The sequence below is a fragment of the Vulcaniibacterium tengchongense genome, from assembly GCF_003814555.1.
Lineage (GTDB): Bacteria > Pseudomonadota > Gammaproteobacteria > Xanthomonadales > Xanthomonadaceae > Vulcaniibacterium > Vulcaniibacterium tengchongense.
Genome location: NZ_RKQN01000001.1, coordinates 119,402 through 136,335 on the forward strand (window position 1 = coordinate 119,402; position 16,934 = coordinate 136,335).

Below are 16,934 nucleotides of genomic sequence, written 5' to 3' on the forward strand. Positions count from 1 at the left end.
CGTTCCTCCGCTGGCCCCCTCAGGCCGCGGCGCGGTTGTCGATCTGCTCGCGGCGGTAGCCCGCCGAGCGCAGTTCCTCCGGATCGAAGTCGTCGACGCCGATCGCGTCGATCGTCATCTCGCGCAGTTCCTCCAGCTGCCTGCGCTCCTCGGCGGTGATCCAGCCTTCGCGCACGCCCTCGTCGAGCTGCTCGCCGAAGCTCAGCGCCTCGATGTCGCGGGTCTTGAGCGCCTTGAGGAACTTGCGTTCGACCGGCTCGGCCAGCACCACCTTCGGCAGGTAGCTGTTGATGCGCCCGGCCGGGTTGTTCGCGGTCGGCGTGGTGAACACGCCCGCGGCCAGGCGGTCGCGCGCTTCGTTCGGGGACATCAGCAAGCTGGCGATCTTGTGGCCCAAGCGGTCGCTCGGCGCCTGCGCGCGGCGGCCGAGCGGGAAGATCAGCGCCCACAGCAGCCAGCCGGCCGGGCGCACCGGGAAGTTGCGCAGCGCCGCGGACAGGGCGATCTCGGTGCGGTGGATGCTGTTGTGGAACGCCCAGGCCAGCAGCGGGCGGTCGGCTTCCGGCCGGCCCTCGTCCTCGTAGCGCTTGAGCATCGCGCTGGTCATGTACAGGTGGCTGAGCACGTCGCCCAGGCGGCCGGACAGCGATTCCTTGAACTTGAGCTTGCCGCCCAGCAGCAACATCGAGGTGTCGGCCATCAGCGCCAGCGCCGCGGAATAGCGGTTGAGCTTGCGGTAGAAGCGGCGGGTGTAGTCGTCGCCCGGGGCGGCGCCGAAGCGGGCGGCGGTCAGGCCGAACCACAGCGCGCGCACCGCGTTGGACAGGGCGAAGCCGATGTGGCCGAACAGGTTGCGGTCGAACTCGCGCAGGCGCTGGTCCGGGTCCGGCAGCGTCGCCGCGCGCATCTCCTTGAGCACCCACGGGTGGCACAGGATCGCGCCCTGGCCGAAGATCATCAGCGAGCGCGTCATGATGTTCGCGCCTTCCACCGTGATCATGATCGGCAGCGCCTGCCAGTTGCGCCCGGCGTAGTTCCTCGGGCCGAGGATGATGCCCTTGCCGCCGTGGATGTCCATCACGTCGGTGGCGACCTCGCGCGCCATCTCGGTGCAGTGGTACTTGGCGATGGTCGAGGGCACGGCCGGGTTCTCGCCGCGCGCCACCGCGGCGGCGGTGGCCTGGGCCAGCGCCGAGATCGCGTAGGCCTTGCCGCCGATCCGCGCCAGCGCCTCCTCCACGCCCTCGAAGCGGCCGACCGACAGGCCGAACTGCTTGCGGATGCGGGCGTAGGCGCCGGTGACGACGGCGCCGAGCTTGGCGCCGCCGCTGGCGGTGGAGGGCAGGGTGATCGAACGGCCGATCGACAGGCATTCGACCAGCATCTGCCAGCCCTTGCCGGCGTAGGCCTCGCCGCCGATCAGCTGGCTCAGCGGGATGAACACGTCCTTGCCGCGGATCGGGCCGTTCTGGAACGGCGAGTTCAGCGGGAAGTGGCGGCGGCCGATCTCCACGCCCGGGGTGTCGCGCGGCACCAGCGCCAGGGTGATGCCGATGTCGCGCTTGTCGCCGATCAGGCCGTCCGGGTCGTACATGCGGAAGGCCAGGCCGATCAGCGTCGCCACCGGCGCCAGGGTGATGTAGCGCTTCTCGAAGGTCAGGCGCACGCCGACCACGCGCGCGCCGTTCCACTCGCCCATGCAGACGATGCCGTAGTCCGGGATCGAGGTGGCGTCGGAGCCGGCCCAGGGACCGGTCAGCCCGAAGCAGGGGATCTCGCGGCCGTCGGCCAGGCGCGGCAGGTAGTGGTCCTTCTGCTCCTGGGTGCCGTAGTGCATCAGCAGCTCCGCCGGGCCGAGCGAGTTCGGCACGCCGACGGTGGAGCTGACCACGCTCGACACCGAGGCCAGCTTCTGGATCACCTTGTGGTTGGCGAGCGCCGAGAAGCCGAGCCCGCCGTACTCCTTCGGCACGATCATGCCGAAGAACTTGTTCTTCTTGATGAACTCCCAGACCTCCGGCGGCAGGTCGGCGCGGACGTGGGTGATGTCCCAGTCGTTGACCATCCGGCACAGCTCCTCGCAGGGACCGTCGAGGAAGGCCTGCTCCTCCGCGCTCAGCTGCGGCTTGGGCTGGTCGAGCAGCACCCGCCAGTCGGGCTTGCCGGAGAACAGCTCGCCCTCGAAGCCGACGGTGCCGGCCTCCAGCGCGGTGCGCTCGGTTTCCGACAGCGGCGGCAGGATCTTGGTGTAGAAGCCCAGCAGCGGCCGGGTGATGAACGGCAGGCGGATCTGCGGCAGCAGCAACGGCACCGCGATCAGCGCGGTGATCGCGCCGGCGACCAGCGTGGCCGCGCCGCTCGCGCCGAGCAGCCAGCAGGCGACTAGCACGGTCGCGGTCAGCGCCGCCCACACCGGCAGGCGCAGCCGGTGGTACGCGGCGATCGCGCCGACCAGCAGGAAGGCAAGGAAGGGAATCGCGATACTCATGGCGGCGCTCCGGGCGACGATGCGGCGATGTCGATTGACGGCGGGTTGAGGCGGGAAGCGTTACGGTGCGCATCGGCGCCGCGGCGGACGCCTCGAGCGAGCGCATCGGACGCTTGCCATACGCACGAGTATGGTAAGCTTCCGCGGCCGCTGTCAACCGCGGCGGCCCTACATACTGTCCCTGCCGGGGGCGTATGGATAAACTCGACGCCATGACCGCGCCCGCACACACCAAAACGGCCCGCAGCCCCTCGGAACGCAGCAGCCAGGAAAGCGGCGAGCGCCCGCCGGAACGGACCGGCCGCCTCAGCGCCGACGACTGGGCCCAGGCCGCGCTCGACCTGATCGCCGAGCAGGGCGTGGCCGCGGTCGCGGTGGAACCGCTGGCGCGGCGCCTGGGTGTGACCAAGGGCAGCTTCTACTGGCATTTCCCTTCGCGCGACGCGCTGCTGGTCGCGGCGCTGGAGCGCTGGGAGAAGAATGAGCAGGAAAACGTGTTCGGCCAGCTCGAGCCGATCCCCGACCCGCGCGAGCGCCTGCGCGCGCTGTTCACCCTGGTCGCGCACGAATACAAGTCGCACGTGATCTATTCCGAGCTGCTCAAGGCGCTCGACCATCCGGCGGTGCAGCCGGTGATCGGCCGCGTCTCGCAGCGGCGGCTCGACTATCTGACCGCGTCGTTCCGCCAGGCCGGCCTCAGCCGCACCGACGCCCAGCACCGCGCGCGCCTGCTCTACGCCGCCTATGTCGGCTTCCTGCAATTGAACCTGCAGCTGCACCAGGCGCGCATGCAGCACGACGAGTTCGAGGCCTATGTCGAGCACATGATGGCCACGCTCATTCCGTCATCCTGAATTCCCCCGTTTTCGACCCAGCGCTGCTGGAAGGACGTATTGCCCGTGAACGCGATCACCAAGGACGCATCGAAACCCGTCGCCGGCGCCGCAGGCAGCCGGCTGGCCGCGCTGAACGCCTGGGTCGCCGAGGTCGCCGCGCTGGCCCGCCCGGATGCGATCCACTGGTGCGACGGCAGCGACGCCGAGAACGCGGCGCTGGTCGCGCGGATGCAGGCGGACGGCACGCTGATCAAGCTGGACGAGAAGGCCCACCCGAACAGCTGGCTGCACCGCTCGCACCCGGACGACGTCGCCCGCGTCGAGCACCTGACCTTCGTCTGCACCCGCGAGCGCGACGACGCCGGCCCGAACAACCACTGGATGGCGCCGGCCGAGGCGCACGCGAAGATCGACGCGCTGTTCGACGGCTGCATGCGCGGCCGCACGATGTACGTGATTCCGTACTGCATGGGGCCGATCGACTCGCCGCTGTCGCGCTGCGGCGTGGAGATCACCGACTCGCCGTACGTGGTCGCGAACATGCGCATCATGACCCGCATGGGCGCGCCGGCGCTGGCGCGGATCGAGCGCGAGGGCCGCTTCGTGAAAGGCCTGCACTCGATCGGCGAGCTCGATCCCGAGCGCCGCTTCATCATGCATTTCCCGGAAGAGGCGACGATCAAGTCGTACGGCTCCGGCTACGGCGGCAACGCGCTGCTCGGCAAGAAGTGCCACGCGCTGCGCATCGCTTCCTGGCAGGCGCGCCAGGAGGGCTGGCTGGCCGAGCACATGCTGATCCTCGGCGTGGAGAACCCGCAGGGCGAGACCCACTACATCGCCGCCGCGTTCCCGTCCGCGTGCGGCAAGACCAACCTGGCGATGCTGATCCCGCCCGAGGGCTACCGCGCGCAGGGTTGGAAGGTGTGGACGGTCGGCGACGACATCTGCTGGATGCGTCCGGGCGCGGACGGCCGGCTGTACGCGATCAATCCGGAAGCCGGCTTCTTCGGCGTCGCGCCGGGGACTTCGGCGAAGTCGAACCCGAATGCGCTGGCGACGATCCAGCGCGACACCCTCTTCACCAACGTCGCCCTGACCGAGGACGGCCGGCCCTGGTGGGAAGGCCTGGACGACGGACGCACGCCGGCATTCGACTGGCGCGGCCGGCCGTTCGACCCGGGCAAGGGACCGGCGGCGCATCCGAACTCCCGCTTCACCGTCAGCGCCCAGCAGTGCCCGAGCTGGTCGCCGAAGGCCGAGGACCCGCAGGGCGTGCCGATCTCGGCGATCGTCTTCGGCGGCCGCCGGCCGTCGCTGGTGCCGCTGGTGTTCGAGGCCCGCGACTGGACCCACGGCGTGCTGGTCGGCGCCGCGATGGGCTCGGAGACCACCGCCGCCGCCACCGGCGCGGTCGGCGTGCTGCGCCGCGACCCGATGGCGATGAAGCCGTTCTGCGGCTACAACTTCGCCGACTACTTCGCGCATTGGCTGTCGTTCGACAAGCCCGGCGCGAGGCTGCCGAAGATCTTCCACGTCAACTGGTTCCGCAAGGGCGACGACGGCGGCTTCCTGTGGCCCGGATTCGGCGAGAACCTGCGCGTTCTGGAGTGGATGATCGGTCGCGTCGAGGGCAGGGCCGGCGCGGTGGAAACGCCGATCGGCCACCTGCCGCGGGCGAGCGACCTGAACCTCGACGGGGTCGAGCTGAGCGAGGAGGCGCGGGCCCGGCTGTTCGCGTTCGACCGCGCCGGCTGGCAGGCCGAGTTCGAGAGCATCGGCGCCTACCTGGACGAATACGGCCCGCGCATGCCGCAGGCGCTCAAGGACGAGCAGCGGCGTATCGCGCAGGCGCTGGGCGGCTGATCGCCGTCGCGAGGGCGAATTGAGCGCCGGCGCGTATTCCGTGGAGCGCGCCCTTTCGCTGCTGGCCGGCGGCAAGGCCGCCGAGGTCGAGCATATGGCCGCCGCGGTCCTGCGCGGCGGGCACGATCCGGTCTGGGCGACGGTGCTCGGGCTGAGCCTGGGCGCCCAGGGGCGGCATGCCGACGCGGCGGCGCTGTTCCGCGCGCTCGCCGAGCGGGAGCCGGCGGTCCCCGAGCACCGGATCAACCTGGGCAACGCGTATCTGCACCTGGGGGAGCCGGAGAACGCGCGTGCGAGTTTCGCCGCCGCCGAACGATCGGGCCTGGACGGGGTGGAGTTCCGCCTCGGTTACGGCCTGGCGCTGCTGGCCTGCGGCGCGCCGGAGCAGGCGCGCGTCCATCTGGCCGCGGCGTTTCGCCTGGGCCCTGCCGCGGACACCGCGTTGCCCTATGCGCAATGCCTGTGCGAGCTGGAGCGGTTCGACCAGGCGGCCAGGATCGTGGCGGGATTGCGGCCGGCGGCCTTGACGGCCCGCCAGCGCGAAGCCTTGGCCTGGGTGTACGCGCAGACCGGACAGGACCGGGCGGCCTGCGAGCTGTACCAGGCCCTTCTCGAGGCATGTCCCGACCGCGGCGATCTGCGCGTCGATTTCGCCCTGCTGCTCGAGCGCATCAACCGGCTGGAGGACGCGGAAACGCAGCTCGCGCACCCCAGCGTCCTTCACGGCCGGGCCAGCGCCACCCGCAGCCTGGCCTGCGCGCGCGTGGCGCGCCGGCGGCAGCGCTACGAAGAGGCCTCGGCCTGGCTGGAGCAGGGGCTGGCGCTCGGCCCAAACCCGGCATTGACCGCTGTCTTGAACTTCGAACTGGCCAAGGCGTACGAAGCGCAGCGCCGGGAGGATCGGGTCATGCGAGCGCTGCGGACGGCCCACGCGGCGTTGGACGAGGCGTTGAAGTCGAGATCGATCGCGCAGGCCGATCTGGGTTGGCTGGGCGAGCGATTGCAGCAACCCGCGCCGCGAGAATGGCGGCGCCCCTTCGCCGACGCCTCGCCGGCGGATCCCGTGTTCCTGGTGGGGTTCCCCCGTTCCGGGACCACGCTGCTGGAAAACGTGCTCGACAGCCACCCTGGTTTGGCGGCCCTGGACGAGTGGCCGGCGCTGGAAACCGCGATAGAGGCGCTGCGGCCGGTCGCGCGGCTCGCCGCGGCGGCGACGGCCGATGTCGTGTCCGCGCGGAAGCGGTACTGGGCCGAGGTCGCGCAGCGGATGCCCTTGGACCCCGCCGTGCGGCTGGTCGACAAGTACCCGCTCTATCTGACGCGCCTGCCGTACATCGCGCGGCTGTTTCCCGAGGCGAAGCTCGTGGTTCTGCTGCGCCATCCCTGCGACTGCGTGCTCAGCTGCTACATGCAGAGCTTCGGCGTCAACGGCGGCGCGGCCTCGTTCTCGAGCCTCGAGCGCGCCGCGGATACCTACGCGGCGGTGATGGCTTACTGGAACGAGCAGCGGCATCGCGTCGAACTGCCGGCGCACGTGCTGCGCTACGAAGACCTCGTCGCGGACTTCGACGGCGAGATCGCGCGGGTGCTGGCGTTCCTCGGCCTGGCCTGGGCCGAGGGCATGGGCCGCTATCGCACCGCGAAGGCCGAACGCGGCGAGCGGATCCGCACGCCGAGCTATCACCAGGTGGTCGAGCCGGTCCATCGCCACGCCAGCGAACGCTGGCGCCGCTACCGCGCCTATTTTTCGGAACGGACGTTGGAGACCCTGGCGCCGTTCGCGCGCGAATACGGCTATACGGTGGATTGAGCCAGCCGCGGGAAACGCAGGTAGGTCGACAGGATGTACTTGTCCTGGCGGGGCGAGGGCAGGCCTTGGTGCTGGTACATCCAATAGGGCGGGAACATCAGCAGCCGGCCCGCCTTGGGCGCGACGGTCAGGTCCAAGTGCGGAAAACGGGTGCCGCCCTCGACGTCGACGTCGTTGAGGTACCAGAGGAAGACCAGATAGCGGTCGCTGACGTCGTAGATCGAGTCGAAATGGAGCTGGAAGCTGTCGCCGTCCCGCGCCGAATAGCGCTTGAGGATCAGCGGGCTGAGCAGCGGGCTGTTCGGAACCGCGATCGGCAGCTGGACCGACCGGTTGTAGCGCTCCAGGGCGCTGTCGATGAGCCGGCGGAAGAACAGCATCGACGGGGGATCGAGCATGCGGCTCAGGTTGAGTTCGGTCCAGGCGCTGTCCTCCAGGCCGCCGCGCCGGTCGCGGCCGTTGCGGAAGTGGGCGGCCCGCTGCGACTCGAAGAACGCGATCAGCCGCGCGCAATGCTGCGACTCCAGGCTGTCGTCATACACGCGGATGTAGTGCTTCAGGTCCATGGGCGGATTGTGCACCCGTGGCAGCGGTCGTGCCTGGCCGCCGATGTGGCGGCCAGGCCCGTCGCCGGAAGGGCTGGGCGGGCGCCAAAAAAAGCCACGCGGCAAGGCCGCGTGGCGCAGGTGCGTTTCGATCGTTGTTGTTAGAAGCGAGCGGTGTAGCGCATCCAGAAGAAACGGCCGACCGCGTCGTAGGTGCGCATGTCGGTAGAGCCGTTGAAGCCCGAGTAGACCAGCGGCGCCAGGCGGTCGAACACGTTGCGCACGCCGAGCTCGACCCGGCTCTGCCAGGTCTCGTCGCCGAAGCGGTAGGCCACCTGGACGTCGGTCTTGGCCCAGGCGGGCACGGTGCGCCGGGTCACGTAGTTCGGGTCGTCCGGATCGCCGGTGTCGGCCGGGTTCTCGTCGACGTGGTGGACGTACCGAGTGGTGACGCTGGCGCTGAAATCGCCCTTGCTCCAGCGCAGGTCGTTGAGCGCGCGCCAGCGGGCGAAGTTGCCGAAGCCGTTGGTGGCGTTGTCCTGGAAGGTGCCGGCGAGGCCGTAGCTGCCGGGGAACACGCCGATGCGGGTGGTCGGATCGCCTTCGAGGAATTCGCCTTCGAACTCGGCCAGGTAGCTGGTGTCGAGGCTCCAGGTGAAGCGGCCCCAGCTGGTCTCGGGGAAGTTGTAGCGGAAGCCGACGTCCACGCCCTTGGCTTCGATCACGCCGAAGTTGCCGATCGGATTGACCATCGAGACGATGTCGCCGCGGGAGTCGCGGTTGATCTGATCGCAGAACCGGCCGAAATCAAAGCATTGGTTGATGACGGTCTGCTCGGGCACGATGGTGATGAAGTCCTCGATCTTGACCTTCCACAGGTCCACCGTCGTGCTGAATCCCTCGAGCCATGCCGGCGAATAGACGAAGCCGAGGGTCTGGACCTTCGCCTTTTCGGGGCCCAGATCGGGGTTGGACAGCTGGAACGACGTGGTCTGGTTGTTGCTCTGCTCGAACGAGCCGTCGGTCGGCACGTTCACGCAGGCTCCGGCCTGCGGGCTCCCGGGGGGCGCGCCGGTGAAGTCGTTGCACGGGTCGATGTAGGTCTGCGCGCTCGGCACCGTCGGCGAGAACAGCTCCGCCACCGTCGGCGCCCGGAACGGGTTGGCGTAGGTGGCGCGGACCAGCAGGTCGTCGATCGGCTTCCACTCCAGGCCGCCCTTGTAGCTGGTGTTCTCGCCGAAGTTGGAGTAGTCCGAATAGCGCACGCCCAGCGACAGGCTCAGCCGCTGCGCGAACGGCACGTCCGCCAGCAGCGGGATCAAGGCCTCGAGGTACGCCTCGGTGACGTCGAAGCGGCCGTTGATGTCGCCGAAGGTGCAGGCTTCCTGCGCGATCAGGCAAGTGGTCTCGCCCGGCGGAATGATGGTCAGGAAGTCGCTCGTCGAGGTCGCGCTTTCCCGGCGATGTTCGAGGCCGACCGCCAAGCCGAGCGGGCCGGCGGGCATGTCGAAAAGATCGCCCGTGGCGTTGACGCTGTAGACCTGCAGCTCGTTCTCGTTCTTGTTGATGATGGTCGGGTTGATCAGCCTGAGCGCTTCGAGTTGGGCCTGGCCTTCCGGCGTGCTCGGGTCCGGTGCCGGGCCGAAGAAGTTGACCGGCAAACAGCCCGGAATGGCGGTGGTGGGATCGCCCGGCGTCGAGACGCAGATCGGACTCCCGGTGGCGGGATCGATCATCGAGGGGCCGAGCGCGGCGGTCAGCGCCGGCGCGTAGAGGTAGCCGCTGACGGTCTGCGTCTGCGGGGTCCTGCCATAGGTGTAGTAGGCGTCCCAACTCCAGGAGCTGTCGCCGATGTCGCCCCGCAGACCCATCGTGAACTGGTAGGTGTCGGTCTCGAAGCTGGTCTGGCGGGTCGGGATGAACCCGCGCAGGCGCAGGCGCGCGTCGGTGATGTCCACGCCGAACGGGTTGTACATGCTGTCGGCGGAGATCGGCACGTTGTCCACGCCGGGACGGCCGTCGAACGGCAGCGGCGCGATCTGGAACTTGGATTGGGTCTTGTTCCATGCGCCGACGAGGAACGCCTCGGCGAAGTCGCCCAGGTCGTAGCTGCCGTTGACGAACAGCGACAGGTGTTCCTGCGGGGTGAGGTTGAGATTGCCGTCCGCCTGGAAGTTGTAGACGTCGACGAGCGGGTTGTAGCAGCGGAAGTCGCTGCCGCTCGCGCCGGACGTGCCCTCGCGGCGGGTGAGCACCACGTCGGCCTGGTTGCCGCAAGCCGGGTCGCTGAGGTCGGCGCCGGCCGCCGCGGCCGCGGCGCGCGGCAGGAGGTAATAGCCGGTCAGGATGCGGCTGGTGCCACCGATGGTCTGTTCGCCGTTGTAGAGCTGGAACGGCTGGCTGGAGAACGGACGATCCGCGGCTGCCACTTCGCCGATGTCGTCGTAGCTCGCCCCGAACATGATCCGGCCCTTCTCGCTCGAGGCGCCCCACATCGCTTCATAGCGGACCGTGTCGGCGTCGCCGCGCGAGGACACGCCGGTCATCGCGCTGACCTCGAGCCCCTCGAACTCCCGGCGCAGGATGAAGTTGACCACGCCGCCGATCGCGTCGGAGCCGTAGATGGCCGATGCGCCGTCCTTCAGCACCTCGACGCGTTCGACCAGCGCCATCGGGATCGAGTTGACGTCCACGGCGCTGCCGGCGTTGGCGACGGAGCCGATCCAGCGGCGGCCATCGACCAGCACCAGGGTGCGGTTGGGCCCCAGGCCGCGCAGATCCATCGTTGCCGCACCGCCGCCGCCGCCGTTGTTCACCTGGGGGTTGGTCGCCGCGCCGGCGACCGCCGGCGTGGTCTGCAGGAACTCGCCGATGGTCACGACGCCGGAAGCCTCGATGGCCTGGCGGTCGATGACGAATACCGGGCTGGCGGTCTCCGCATCCACGCGCTTGATGCGCGTGCCGGTAACCTCGACGCGGTCCAGGGTGGTCGCTTCTTCCTGTTGAGCTTCTTGCGCCAAGGCGGTGCTGGCCAGGACGCCGGCGCCCACGGCGATGGCGAGTTTGATCGCGTCGCGGAGCTGGGTGGTTTTCAGGGTCATCTCTCTCTCCAAGTCCGTAGTTACGGGAGGCGCTTCGCCGGCTGGCGCAAAGAAGTAGGCCTAAATCGGCAAAGTCCGGTCCGATGGTAGTCCTGTCCGCCCGACAATTAAAGTGTCGTTAACGATCTCTCGTGGCGGTGAGATGAACGCCCGGCGAAAACGGACACGGCCCCTTGCGGGGCCGTGTCTTTGTTGCGGTTTTTCACGAATCAGAAGCGCTGCGTGTACTTCATGTACAGGAAGCGGCCGATGTCGTACTCGCCGTTGAAGCTGAAGTTCGAGTTCGGCGCCGAGTACATGATGGCCGGCTGCTTGTCGAACACGTTGTTGGCGCCGATGGCGACGGTCGCGTTCCACGGCGCTTCCCAGCGGACCTGGATGTCGTTGAAGGTGTGCGAACCCACCTTGCGACGACGCTGCAGATAGCTGGCCGGTTCGCCGTTCGCCGTCAGCGCGCCGCTCGGAGCCCAACGGATCTCGTTGCACTCCAGGTGCGGCTCCGTCACGTTCGGCGCGCCGGCGCCGGTCGGGGTGAAGTAGGTGCAGGCCTCCTTCATGCCCGAGTAGTAGCGGGCCATCCAACTGATCCCGAACGCGCCCATCTCCCAGGTGAGGTTGAGATTGGAACGGATCCGGTGCGCTTGGTTGGCGCCGGCGACGCCCACCGACGAAACCGCGTACTGCGGCGTGTTGGTGGAGACGAAGTAGTCCTTCGCCGTGTACGTGCTGTTCGAACTGAGGCTGAACTCGCCCCAGTTCGCCGTGGTCCAGCGGTAGTTGATGTCGACGTCGAAGCCTTCGACCTTGCGGAAGCCGGCGTTGATGTTCGCGAAATTGATGAGCGGAATGCCGCCGTTGGTGAAGTCGCGGGAGAAGCCCGGTGCGCCGTTGACGGAGGGCACGCAACGCGAAGCGATGCCCAGCACGTAGCAGTCGTTGAGCATGTTGCTCGGCGTGTCGGCCACGATCGTGTCGCCGATGCGGATCTTCCACCAGTCGACGGCGATGCTGAAGCCTTCGAGGAAGCCCGGGCTCCAGACGGCGCCGATCGTATCGGACTTGGACAGTTCCGGCGTCAGGTTCGGGTTGGAGCCGCTGAGGAACGCGACCGGCGTCTGCGCCGGCGTTGTGCCCACCGGAGTGAAGCCCTGGCCGAGCTGGCGATAGGTGTCGCCCAGCGCGCCCAGCCCGCCGTTGCCGCCAACGCCGTTCACGCAGTTCTGGCGAACGGTCGAGCCTGGCGTGGACTGACCGCGCACGGTGTCGCAAGGATCCGTGTAGAACGCGAAGGTCTGCGAGGCGCCGCCGTACAGGTCGTTAATGGTCGGCGCGCGGAAGCCGTCGGCATGGGTGGCGCGGATCAGCAGCGAATCGAACGGCTTCCACTTCAGCGAGAACTTGTTGTTGGTGGTCTCGCCGAAGGTGTCGTAGTCCGAGAAGCGGCTGGCAATGTCGAGGGTCAGCTCCCGTGCGAACGCCATGTCGGCCAGGATCGGGATCTGCAGCTCCGCATAGACCTCGTTCACCTTGTAGCTGCCGCGGGTGGGGCCGGCCGCCAGGTTGGTCGAACCGCCGGTGACGGCCAGGGCGTCCGGCACGAACTCGCCTTCTTCCTTGCGGTTCTCGTAGCCGACCGCGAAGCCGAGGTCGCCGGCGGGCAGGCTGAACAGCGAGCCGCTCAGGTTGGCGGAGAACACCGTGGTGGAGGTCTCGCCGCGGTTGTGTTCTTCCTGGAACAGGAAGTCATGCAGGGCCTGGTTGCCGGTCAGGCTGCCGGGGCCGGCGACGCCGTAGCCGAGCAGCGGGTTCCACGGCACGCACTGCGAGAGCGGGATCGGGCTGGCGGCGGTGCCGCACTGCACCTGCCCCTGCGCGTTGAGGAACGAGGGGCCGACCGCCGCGCGGACGTTGGCGAGGTTCAGGTTGCCGATCGTCGACTGGGTCGAACGGTTCTTGTTGTGCAGGTAGGAGACGTCCCAGTCGAAGTAGCGGTCCGCCCATTCGAAGCTGCCCTCGAACGCGCCGAGGAAGCGGTAGGTGGTGAGCTCGCCCTCGGTGATGCGCGGCTGCTCCCAGGTGCGGCGCCACCACGTGTCGATGGGGGCGCCGGTCGGGTTGAAGTAGCTGTCCGCGGCCATCGGCGTGTTGAACGAGGCCGCCTGCATCGGGTAACCCGCGATCTGGCGCGTGGAGGAGCGATGGCTGTACAGCAGGTTGGTGCGGAAGCGCACGGCATCGGTGATGTCGTAGATGCCGTCGACGAACAGCGACTGGCGCTCGATCGGCGCGCGCAGCGACATCTGCACGTTCGAGTTCGCCTTGTGCAGCGGCGAACCCGCGGTGCAGGTGCCCGGGCCGGGGTTGGCGACGGTGTTCGGCGCGCAGGCGCCGGTGTTGAGGTCCTGGCGAATGTAGTCGGCCGGATTGCGCGGATCACCGCCGTCGCGCAGCACCAGGCGGCTGCCGGCCGGGTTCGGGTTGGTCGCGGTCGGCGTGCCGAACGCCGCCTGCGGGAACAGCGCGCGCTGCGCGTACCGTGGCTGGAAGCCGCCGCCCTCGTGCACCGCGGTCCAGTTGTCGTCGGGGTGCCGGTCGCTGCGCGGGAACTTGCTGTACGGACGGTCCTTGGCCCAGACTTCGTCTTCGTCCGCCCATTCCGCGGCCACGGTCACCGAACCACGGTCGCCGGTGAAGCCCATCACGAAGCTGCCGTTGGCGATGGTGCCGTCGCCTTCGCCGTACTGGCCGAAGTAGACGCCGGCCGACGCGCCTTCGTAGTTGGAACGGGTGATGATGTTGATCACGCCGGCGATGGCGTCGGAGCCGTAGATCGACGACGCGCCGTCCTTCAGCACTTCGATGCGCTCGACCGCGGCGGCGGGGATGGTCGAGATGTCGGCCAGTCCGGAGGTGGAGATGCCGAGGCGGCGGCCGTTGAGCAGCACCAGGGTGCGCGCCGCGCCCAGGTTGCGCATGCTGATGTAGGTGCCGCCGACGTTCTCGCCGGACGACAGCGGGGCGACCCGGCTGATCGGCGGCGTGCCGGTGGCCGAGATGTTCTGCAGGATGTCGCCGACCGACTGGAAGCCCTGCTTCTCGATGTCTTCGCGGGTGATCTGCAACACCGGCTGCGCGGTTTCCAGATCGACCTGGCGAATCCGGGTACCGGTCACCTCGATGCGGTCGAGGGTGGTCGTCTCCTGCTCGGCTTCCTGTGCGATGGCGGCGCCCGTTCCGACGGCAGCCGTGGCGCTCACGGCGAGGGCGAACGCGATCGCCTCGCGGAGCTGGGTGGTCTTCAAGCTCATCTCTCTCTCCAAAACTGTGGATCCCCAAGGGTTCCTCCGCCGGCGGAAGCCAAGTAGACGACCAAATTCGGCAAAGGCGAGGCCGATCCTACTCGGTGTTCTGGAAGAGTGAAAGAGTCGTTAACGACAAAAACGCGCCGAAACCGCCGCCGGCGTCCCGCTGCTGGAATGCGGTGGCGTATCGGGAAAGAGGGCGGGGGCGTGAACGGGGCCGGTACCGCGAAAGGTGGCGAAGGCCGGCCCGCCGGTCAGAGATCCTGCTCGTACCGCACGTACGGCACCGTACCTTCGTCCTTGTCGCCGCTGCTCGGCGAGAACGGGTTCTTGCCGCGGGTGACGACGTTCTCGGCGCCGACGGTGAGCTGACCGCTCCAGGGCGTGCGCCAGGTCAGGCCGACGCCCAGGCCCTCCCACTGGCCGGGCTCGCCCGGCGTATCGACCACGCGGCCGACGATGTTGGCGCCGAAGTTGCCGTAGCCGGCGCCGACGGTGATGCTCTTGCTGTTCCAGCGGTCCGCCAGGTCCGGGACCTCGCCCGCGGGAATCAGCCGCGCGCGCGCCCAGGTGCCGCCGATCGACACCGTGGCTTCGCGGCCGATGTTCTTCTGCCCGTAGACGGTCAGGGTGTTCTGGTCGACGCGGCTGGTGCGGCTGTTCGGGCTGAGCCAGGCCGGCAGGGTGTCGCGGCCGCTGGCCAAGGTGACGCCGACCTTGCCGCCGGCGCGGCTGAGGCTGGCGCCGAAGCCGGCCTGGCGGTTGGAGTCGCTGGCGTCGTTGTCGAGCGCGGCCAGCAGGCAGTGGTTGGCCAGGTTGCCGATCGCCCCGGCCAGGCCGGTCTTGCGATCGCAGACCAGCCCCAGGGTGTCGCCCGAATCCAGGCCGAAGGCGGCACTCAGGGTATTGCCGCCGACCTTCCAGCGCGCGCCGGCGACCGGACTGGTCGGCTCCAGCTGCAACAGGTACTCGAGCTTGCCGCTGCTCTGGTTCCAGACCGGCAGGTAGGTGGTTTCGGTCACGCCGGCCTGCGCGTGCGCGCCCGCGGCTGCGCCCAGGGCGAGCAGCAAAGCGAGCGGCAGTCGGAACAGGCGTGTGCGCATGGCGTGGTTACGACCGAGTAAAGGCGGCGAAGTTCCCGGGTCTGGCGGCCAGACCACTATACGGTGTTTATGTTTCTTTAACAATCGGTGCCCAGAGCCCTCCCCCGCGGCGCGCGCTACTGCAATCGCTCGGGCGCGGCCAGTTCGGCGGCCGGCTTGGCGAACAAGCTAGCGACTTCCCGGGCGTCGAAACGGTAACTGCGTCCGCAAAACTCGCAACGCACGACCGCTTCGCCGCCGGCCGCCGCCACCGCCGCGTCGGCCTCTTCCCGGCCCAGCGAGACCAGCATCACCTCGACCCGTTCGCGCGAGCACGAGCAGGCGAAGCGCAGCGGCCGCTCGCCCAGCACCCGGACGCCGTCCTCGTGGAACAGGCGCTGCAATACGTCCTCGGCGCGCCATTCCAGCAATTCGGACGTGTGCAGCGTGTCGAACAGGCTCCCGGCGCGGCGCCAGCCGTCCTCGTCGCCCTGGTCGCCGGGCAGCTTCTGCAACATCAGGCCGGCGGCGCGATCGGCGCCCGCGGCCAGCAGCAGCCGCGTGGGCAGTTGCTCGGACTGGCGGAAATAGTCCTCGAACGCGCCCGCGAGCGAGTCGGCCTCGAGGGCGACCAGGCCCTGGTAGCGGGTGGGTTCGCGGCCGGGGCCGCCGGGATTCTCGATGGTGATCGCGAGCACCGCGTCCGGGCCGAGTTCGCGCAGGTCGCGCGACACCGCGCCGGCGCCGTCCTCGGCCAGGCGGGCGATCCCGCGCAGGGTGCCGGCGGCGGTGCATTCGGCGAACAGGGTGCGCAGCGCGCCGTGCCCGCGCAGTTGGATCGACAGCCGGCCATCGACCTTGGCGTGCCCGGTGAAGAGCGCCGCCGCCGCCGCGGCCTCGCCCAGCAGTTCGGCGGCCGCCGGCGGGTACTCGGCGCGCTCGCGGATCTGGCGCCAGGTGTCGCCCAACCGCACCAGCACGCCGCGCACGCCGGCGCCTTCGATGAGGAAGCGGAGCAGGCGGTCGTCGGCATGCGGGGCGGTGTCGGTGGCGTCGGTCATGGTCGGCTCGGACGGCGGGCGGGCGCATCGCGGATAATGCGCGCGGCAGAGTGAAGCGGGGATAGCGCCTCAATGGGGACGGAGCGGCCGCGGTGCAAGAGACGATGACGTACCCCGGGCCGGCGCGGCGCCGGCGCGGGTGGCGCTGGCTGCTGCTTCCGCCTGCGCTGTTGCTGGCGGCGAGCGTGCTGCAGGTGGCGGTGCTGCGCTTTGTCGATCCGCCGTTCAGCGCCTTCATGCTGGCGCGCCAGCTGGAGGCCTGGGGCGAGGGCGACTGGCGCTTCCGCCTCGCCTACGACTGGCGCGACCTCGACCGGATCTCGCCGCAGTTGCCGGTCGCACTGGTCGCCGCCGAGGACCAGAACTTCGCCGAGCATTTCGGCTTCGACCTGGAGGCGATCGAGAAGGCGCGCAGGGCCAACGAACGCGGCCGCAAGCTGCGCGGCGGCAGCACGATCAGCCAGCAGACCGCGAAGAACCTGTTCCTGTGGAGCGGGCGCAGCTGGGTGCGCAAGGGCATCGAAGCCTGGTACACGCTGCTGATCGAGGCGCTGTGGCCGAAGCGGCGCATCATCGAGGTGTACGCCAACGTCGCCGAGTTCGGCGACGGCGTGTACGGGGCGCAGGCGGCGGCGCGTACCTACTTCCGCAAGGACGCCGCCCGCCTGAGCGCCGCCGAGGCGGCGCGCATGGCTGCGGTGCTGCCGAGCCCGCGCCGCTACAGCATCGCCCGGCCGGGCCCGTACGTGCAGCGGCGCACCCGGGCGATCCAGCGGCAGATGCGCTACATCGGCGGCAGCGCCTACCTGGAGCGGATCGAATAGCCGCGCGCGGCGACGCGGCAAG

General features: G+C 69.2%; 10 protein-coding genes. 4 read left to right on the forward strand and 6 right to left on the reverse strand.

Going from position 1 to position 16,934, the window contains the following annotated elements; genetic code table 11:
• Nucleotides 1-19: 19 nt before the first annotated feature.
• The gene (locus EDC50_RS00590) at nucleotides 20-2,488 is read right to left on the reverse strand and encodes an acyl-CoA dehydrogenase (RefSeq protein WP_123768545.1); all 2,469 of its coding nucleotides are present in this window, start codon (nucleotides 2,486-2,488) and stop codon (nucleotides 20-22) included.
• 212 nt (nucleotides 2,489-2,700) lie between these two features.
• On the opposite strand from EDC50_RS00590, the gene EDC50_RS00595 reads away from it, so the two are divergent.
• From EDC50_RS00595 to EDC50_RS00605, 3 genes are read left to right on the forward strand one after another with little or no spacing between them, the layout of a single operon-like run.
• Nucleotides 2,701-3,342 (forward strand): TetR/AcrR family transcriptional regulator, encoded by a 642-nt coding sequence (locus EDC50_RS00595; RefSeq protein ID WP_123768546.1) that lies wholly within the window; start codon nucleotides 2,701-2,703, stop codon nucleotides 3,340-3,342.
• Between the two features lie 45 nt (nucleotides 3,343-3,387).
• Nucleotides 3,388-5,187: a phosphoenolpyruvate carboxykinase (GTP) gene (locus tag EDC50_RS00600; protein ID WP_242002999.1), complete on the forward strand. Its 1,800-nt coding sequence runs from the start codon at nucleotides 3,388-3,390 to the stop codon at nucleotides 5,185-5,187.
• Nucleotides 5,188-5,227: 40 nt separating this feature from the next.
• The gene (locus EDC50_RS00605) at nucleotides 5,228-6,997 is read left to right on the forward strand and encodes a tetratricopeptide repeat-containing sulfotransferase family protein (protein WP_123768547.1); all 1,770 of its coding nucleotides are present in this window, start codon (nucleotides 5,228-5,230) and stop codon (nucleotides 6,995-6,997) included.
• Here EDC50_RS00605 and EDC50_RS00610 read toward each other — a convergent pair.
• From EDC50_RS00610 to hslO, 5 genes are all read right to left on the reverse strand, one after another.
• Nucleotides 6,982-7,563 (reverse strand): 2OG-Fe(II) oxygenase, encoded by a 582-nt coding sequence (locus EDC50_RS00610; protein ID WP_123768548.1) that lies wholly within the window; start codon nucleotides 7,561-7,563, stop codon nucleotides 6,982-6,984. The two genes, EDC50_RS00605 and EDC50_RS00610, sit on opposite strands and share 16 nt — an antisense overlap.
• Before the next feature lie 140 nt (nucleotides 7,564-7,703).
• Entirely contained in the window at nucleotides 7,704-10,643 is a 2,940-nt protein-coding gene (locus EDC50_RS00615) for a TonB-dependent receptor plug domain-containing protein (RefSeq protein ID WP_123768549.1), read from the reverse strand.
• A 209-nt stretch (nucleotides 10,644-10,852) separates the two neighbouring features.
• A complete protein-coding gene (locus EDC50_RS00620) occupies nucleotides 10,853-13,951 on the reverse strand; it encodes a TonB-dependent receptor domain-containing protein (RefSeq protein WP_123768550.1) in 3,099 nt (1,032 codons plus the stop codon).
• A gap of 248 nt (nucleotides 13,952-14,199) precedes the next feature.
• Nucleotides 14,200-15,012, reverse strand: a complete 813-nt coding sequence (locus EDC50_RS00625; protein ID WP_199742080.1) for an XOO1806 family protein — start codon at nucleotides 15,010-15,012, stop codon at nucleotides 14,200-14,202.
• A gap of 152 nt (nucleotides 15,013-15,164) precedes the next feature.
• Nucleotides 15,165-16,088, reverse strand: a complete 924-nt coding sequence (gene hslO, locus EDC50_RS00630) for an Hsp33 family molecular chaperone HslO (RefSeq protein WP_123768552.1) — start codon at nucleotides 16,086-16,088, stop codon at nucleotides 15,165-15,167.
• 104 nt (nucleotides 16,089-16,192) lie between these two features.
• Here hslO and mtgA point away from each other — a divergent pair, with 104 nt between their 5' ends.
• A complete protein-coding gene (mtgA, locus tag EDC50_RS00635; protein ID WP_123769582.1) occupies nucleotides 16,193-16,912 on the forward strand; it encodes a monofunctional biosynthetic peptidoglycan transglycosylase in 720 nt (239 codons plus the stop codon).
• The last annotated feature ends 22 nt before the right edge of the window (nucleotides 16,913-16,934 follow it).

Excerpts from the sequence above, each read along its gene's own strand:
- EDC50_RS00590 (WP_123768545.1), bottom strand. The coding sequence starts at position 2,488 with ATGAGTATCGCGATTCCCTTCCTTGCCTTCCTGCTGGTCGGCGCGATC.
- EDC50_RS00595 (WP_123768546.1), top strand. The coding sequence starts at position 2,701 with ATGACCGCGCCCGCACACACCAAAACGGCCCGCAGCCCCTCGGAACGC.
- EDC50_RS00610 (WP_123768548.1), bottom strand. The coding sequence starts at position 7,563 with ATGGACCTGAAGCACTACATCCGCGTGTATGACGACAGCCTGGAGTCG.
- EDC50_RS00615 (WP_123768549.1), bottom strand. The coding sequence starts at position 10,643 with ATGACCCTGAAAACCACCCAGCTCCGCGACGCGATCAAACTCGCCATC.
- EDC50_RS00620 (WP_123768550.1), bottom strand. The coding sequence starts at position 13,951 with ATGAGCTTGAAGACCACCCAGCTCCGCGAGGCGATCGCGTTCGCCCTC.
- hslO (WP_123768552.1), bottom strand. The coding sequence starts at position 16,088 with ATGACCGACGCCACCGACACCGCCCCGCATGCCGACGACCGCCTGCTC.
- mtgA (WP_123769582.1), top strand. The coding sequence starts at position 16,193 with ATGACGTACCCCGGGCCGGCGCGGCGCCGGCGCGGGTGGCGCTGGCTG.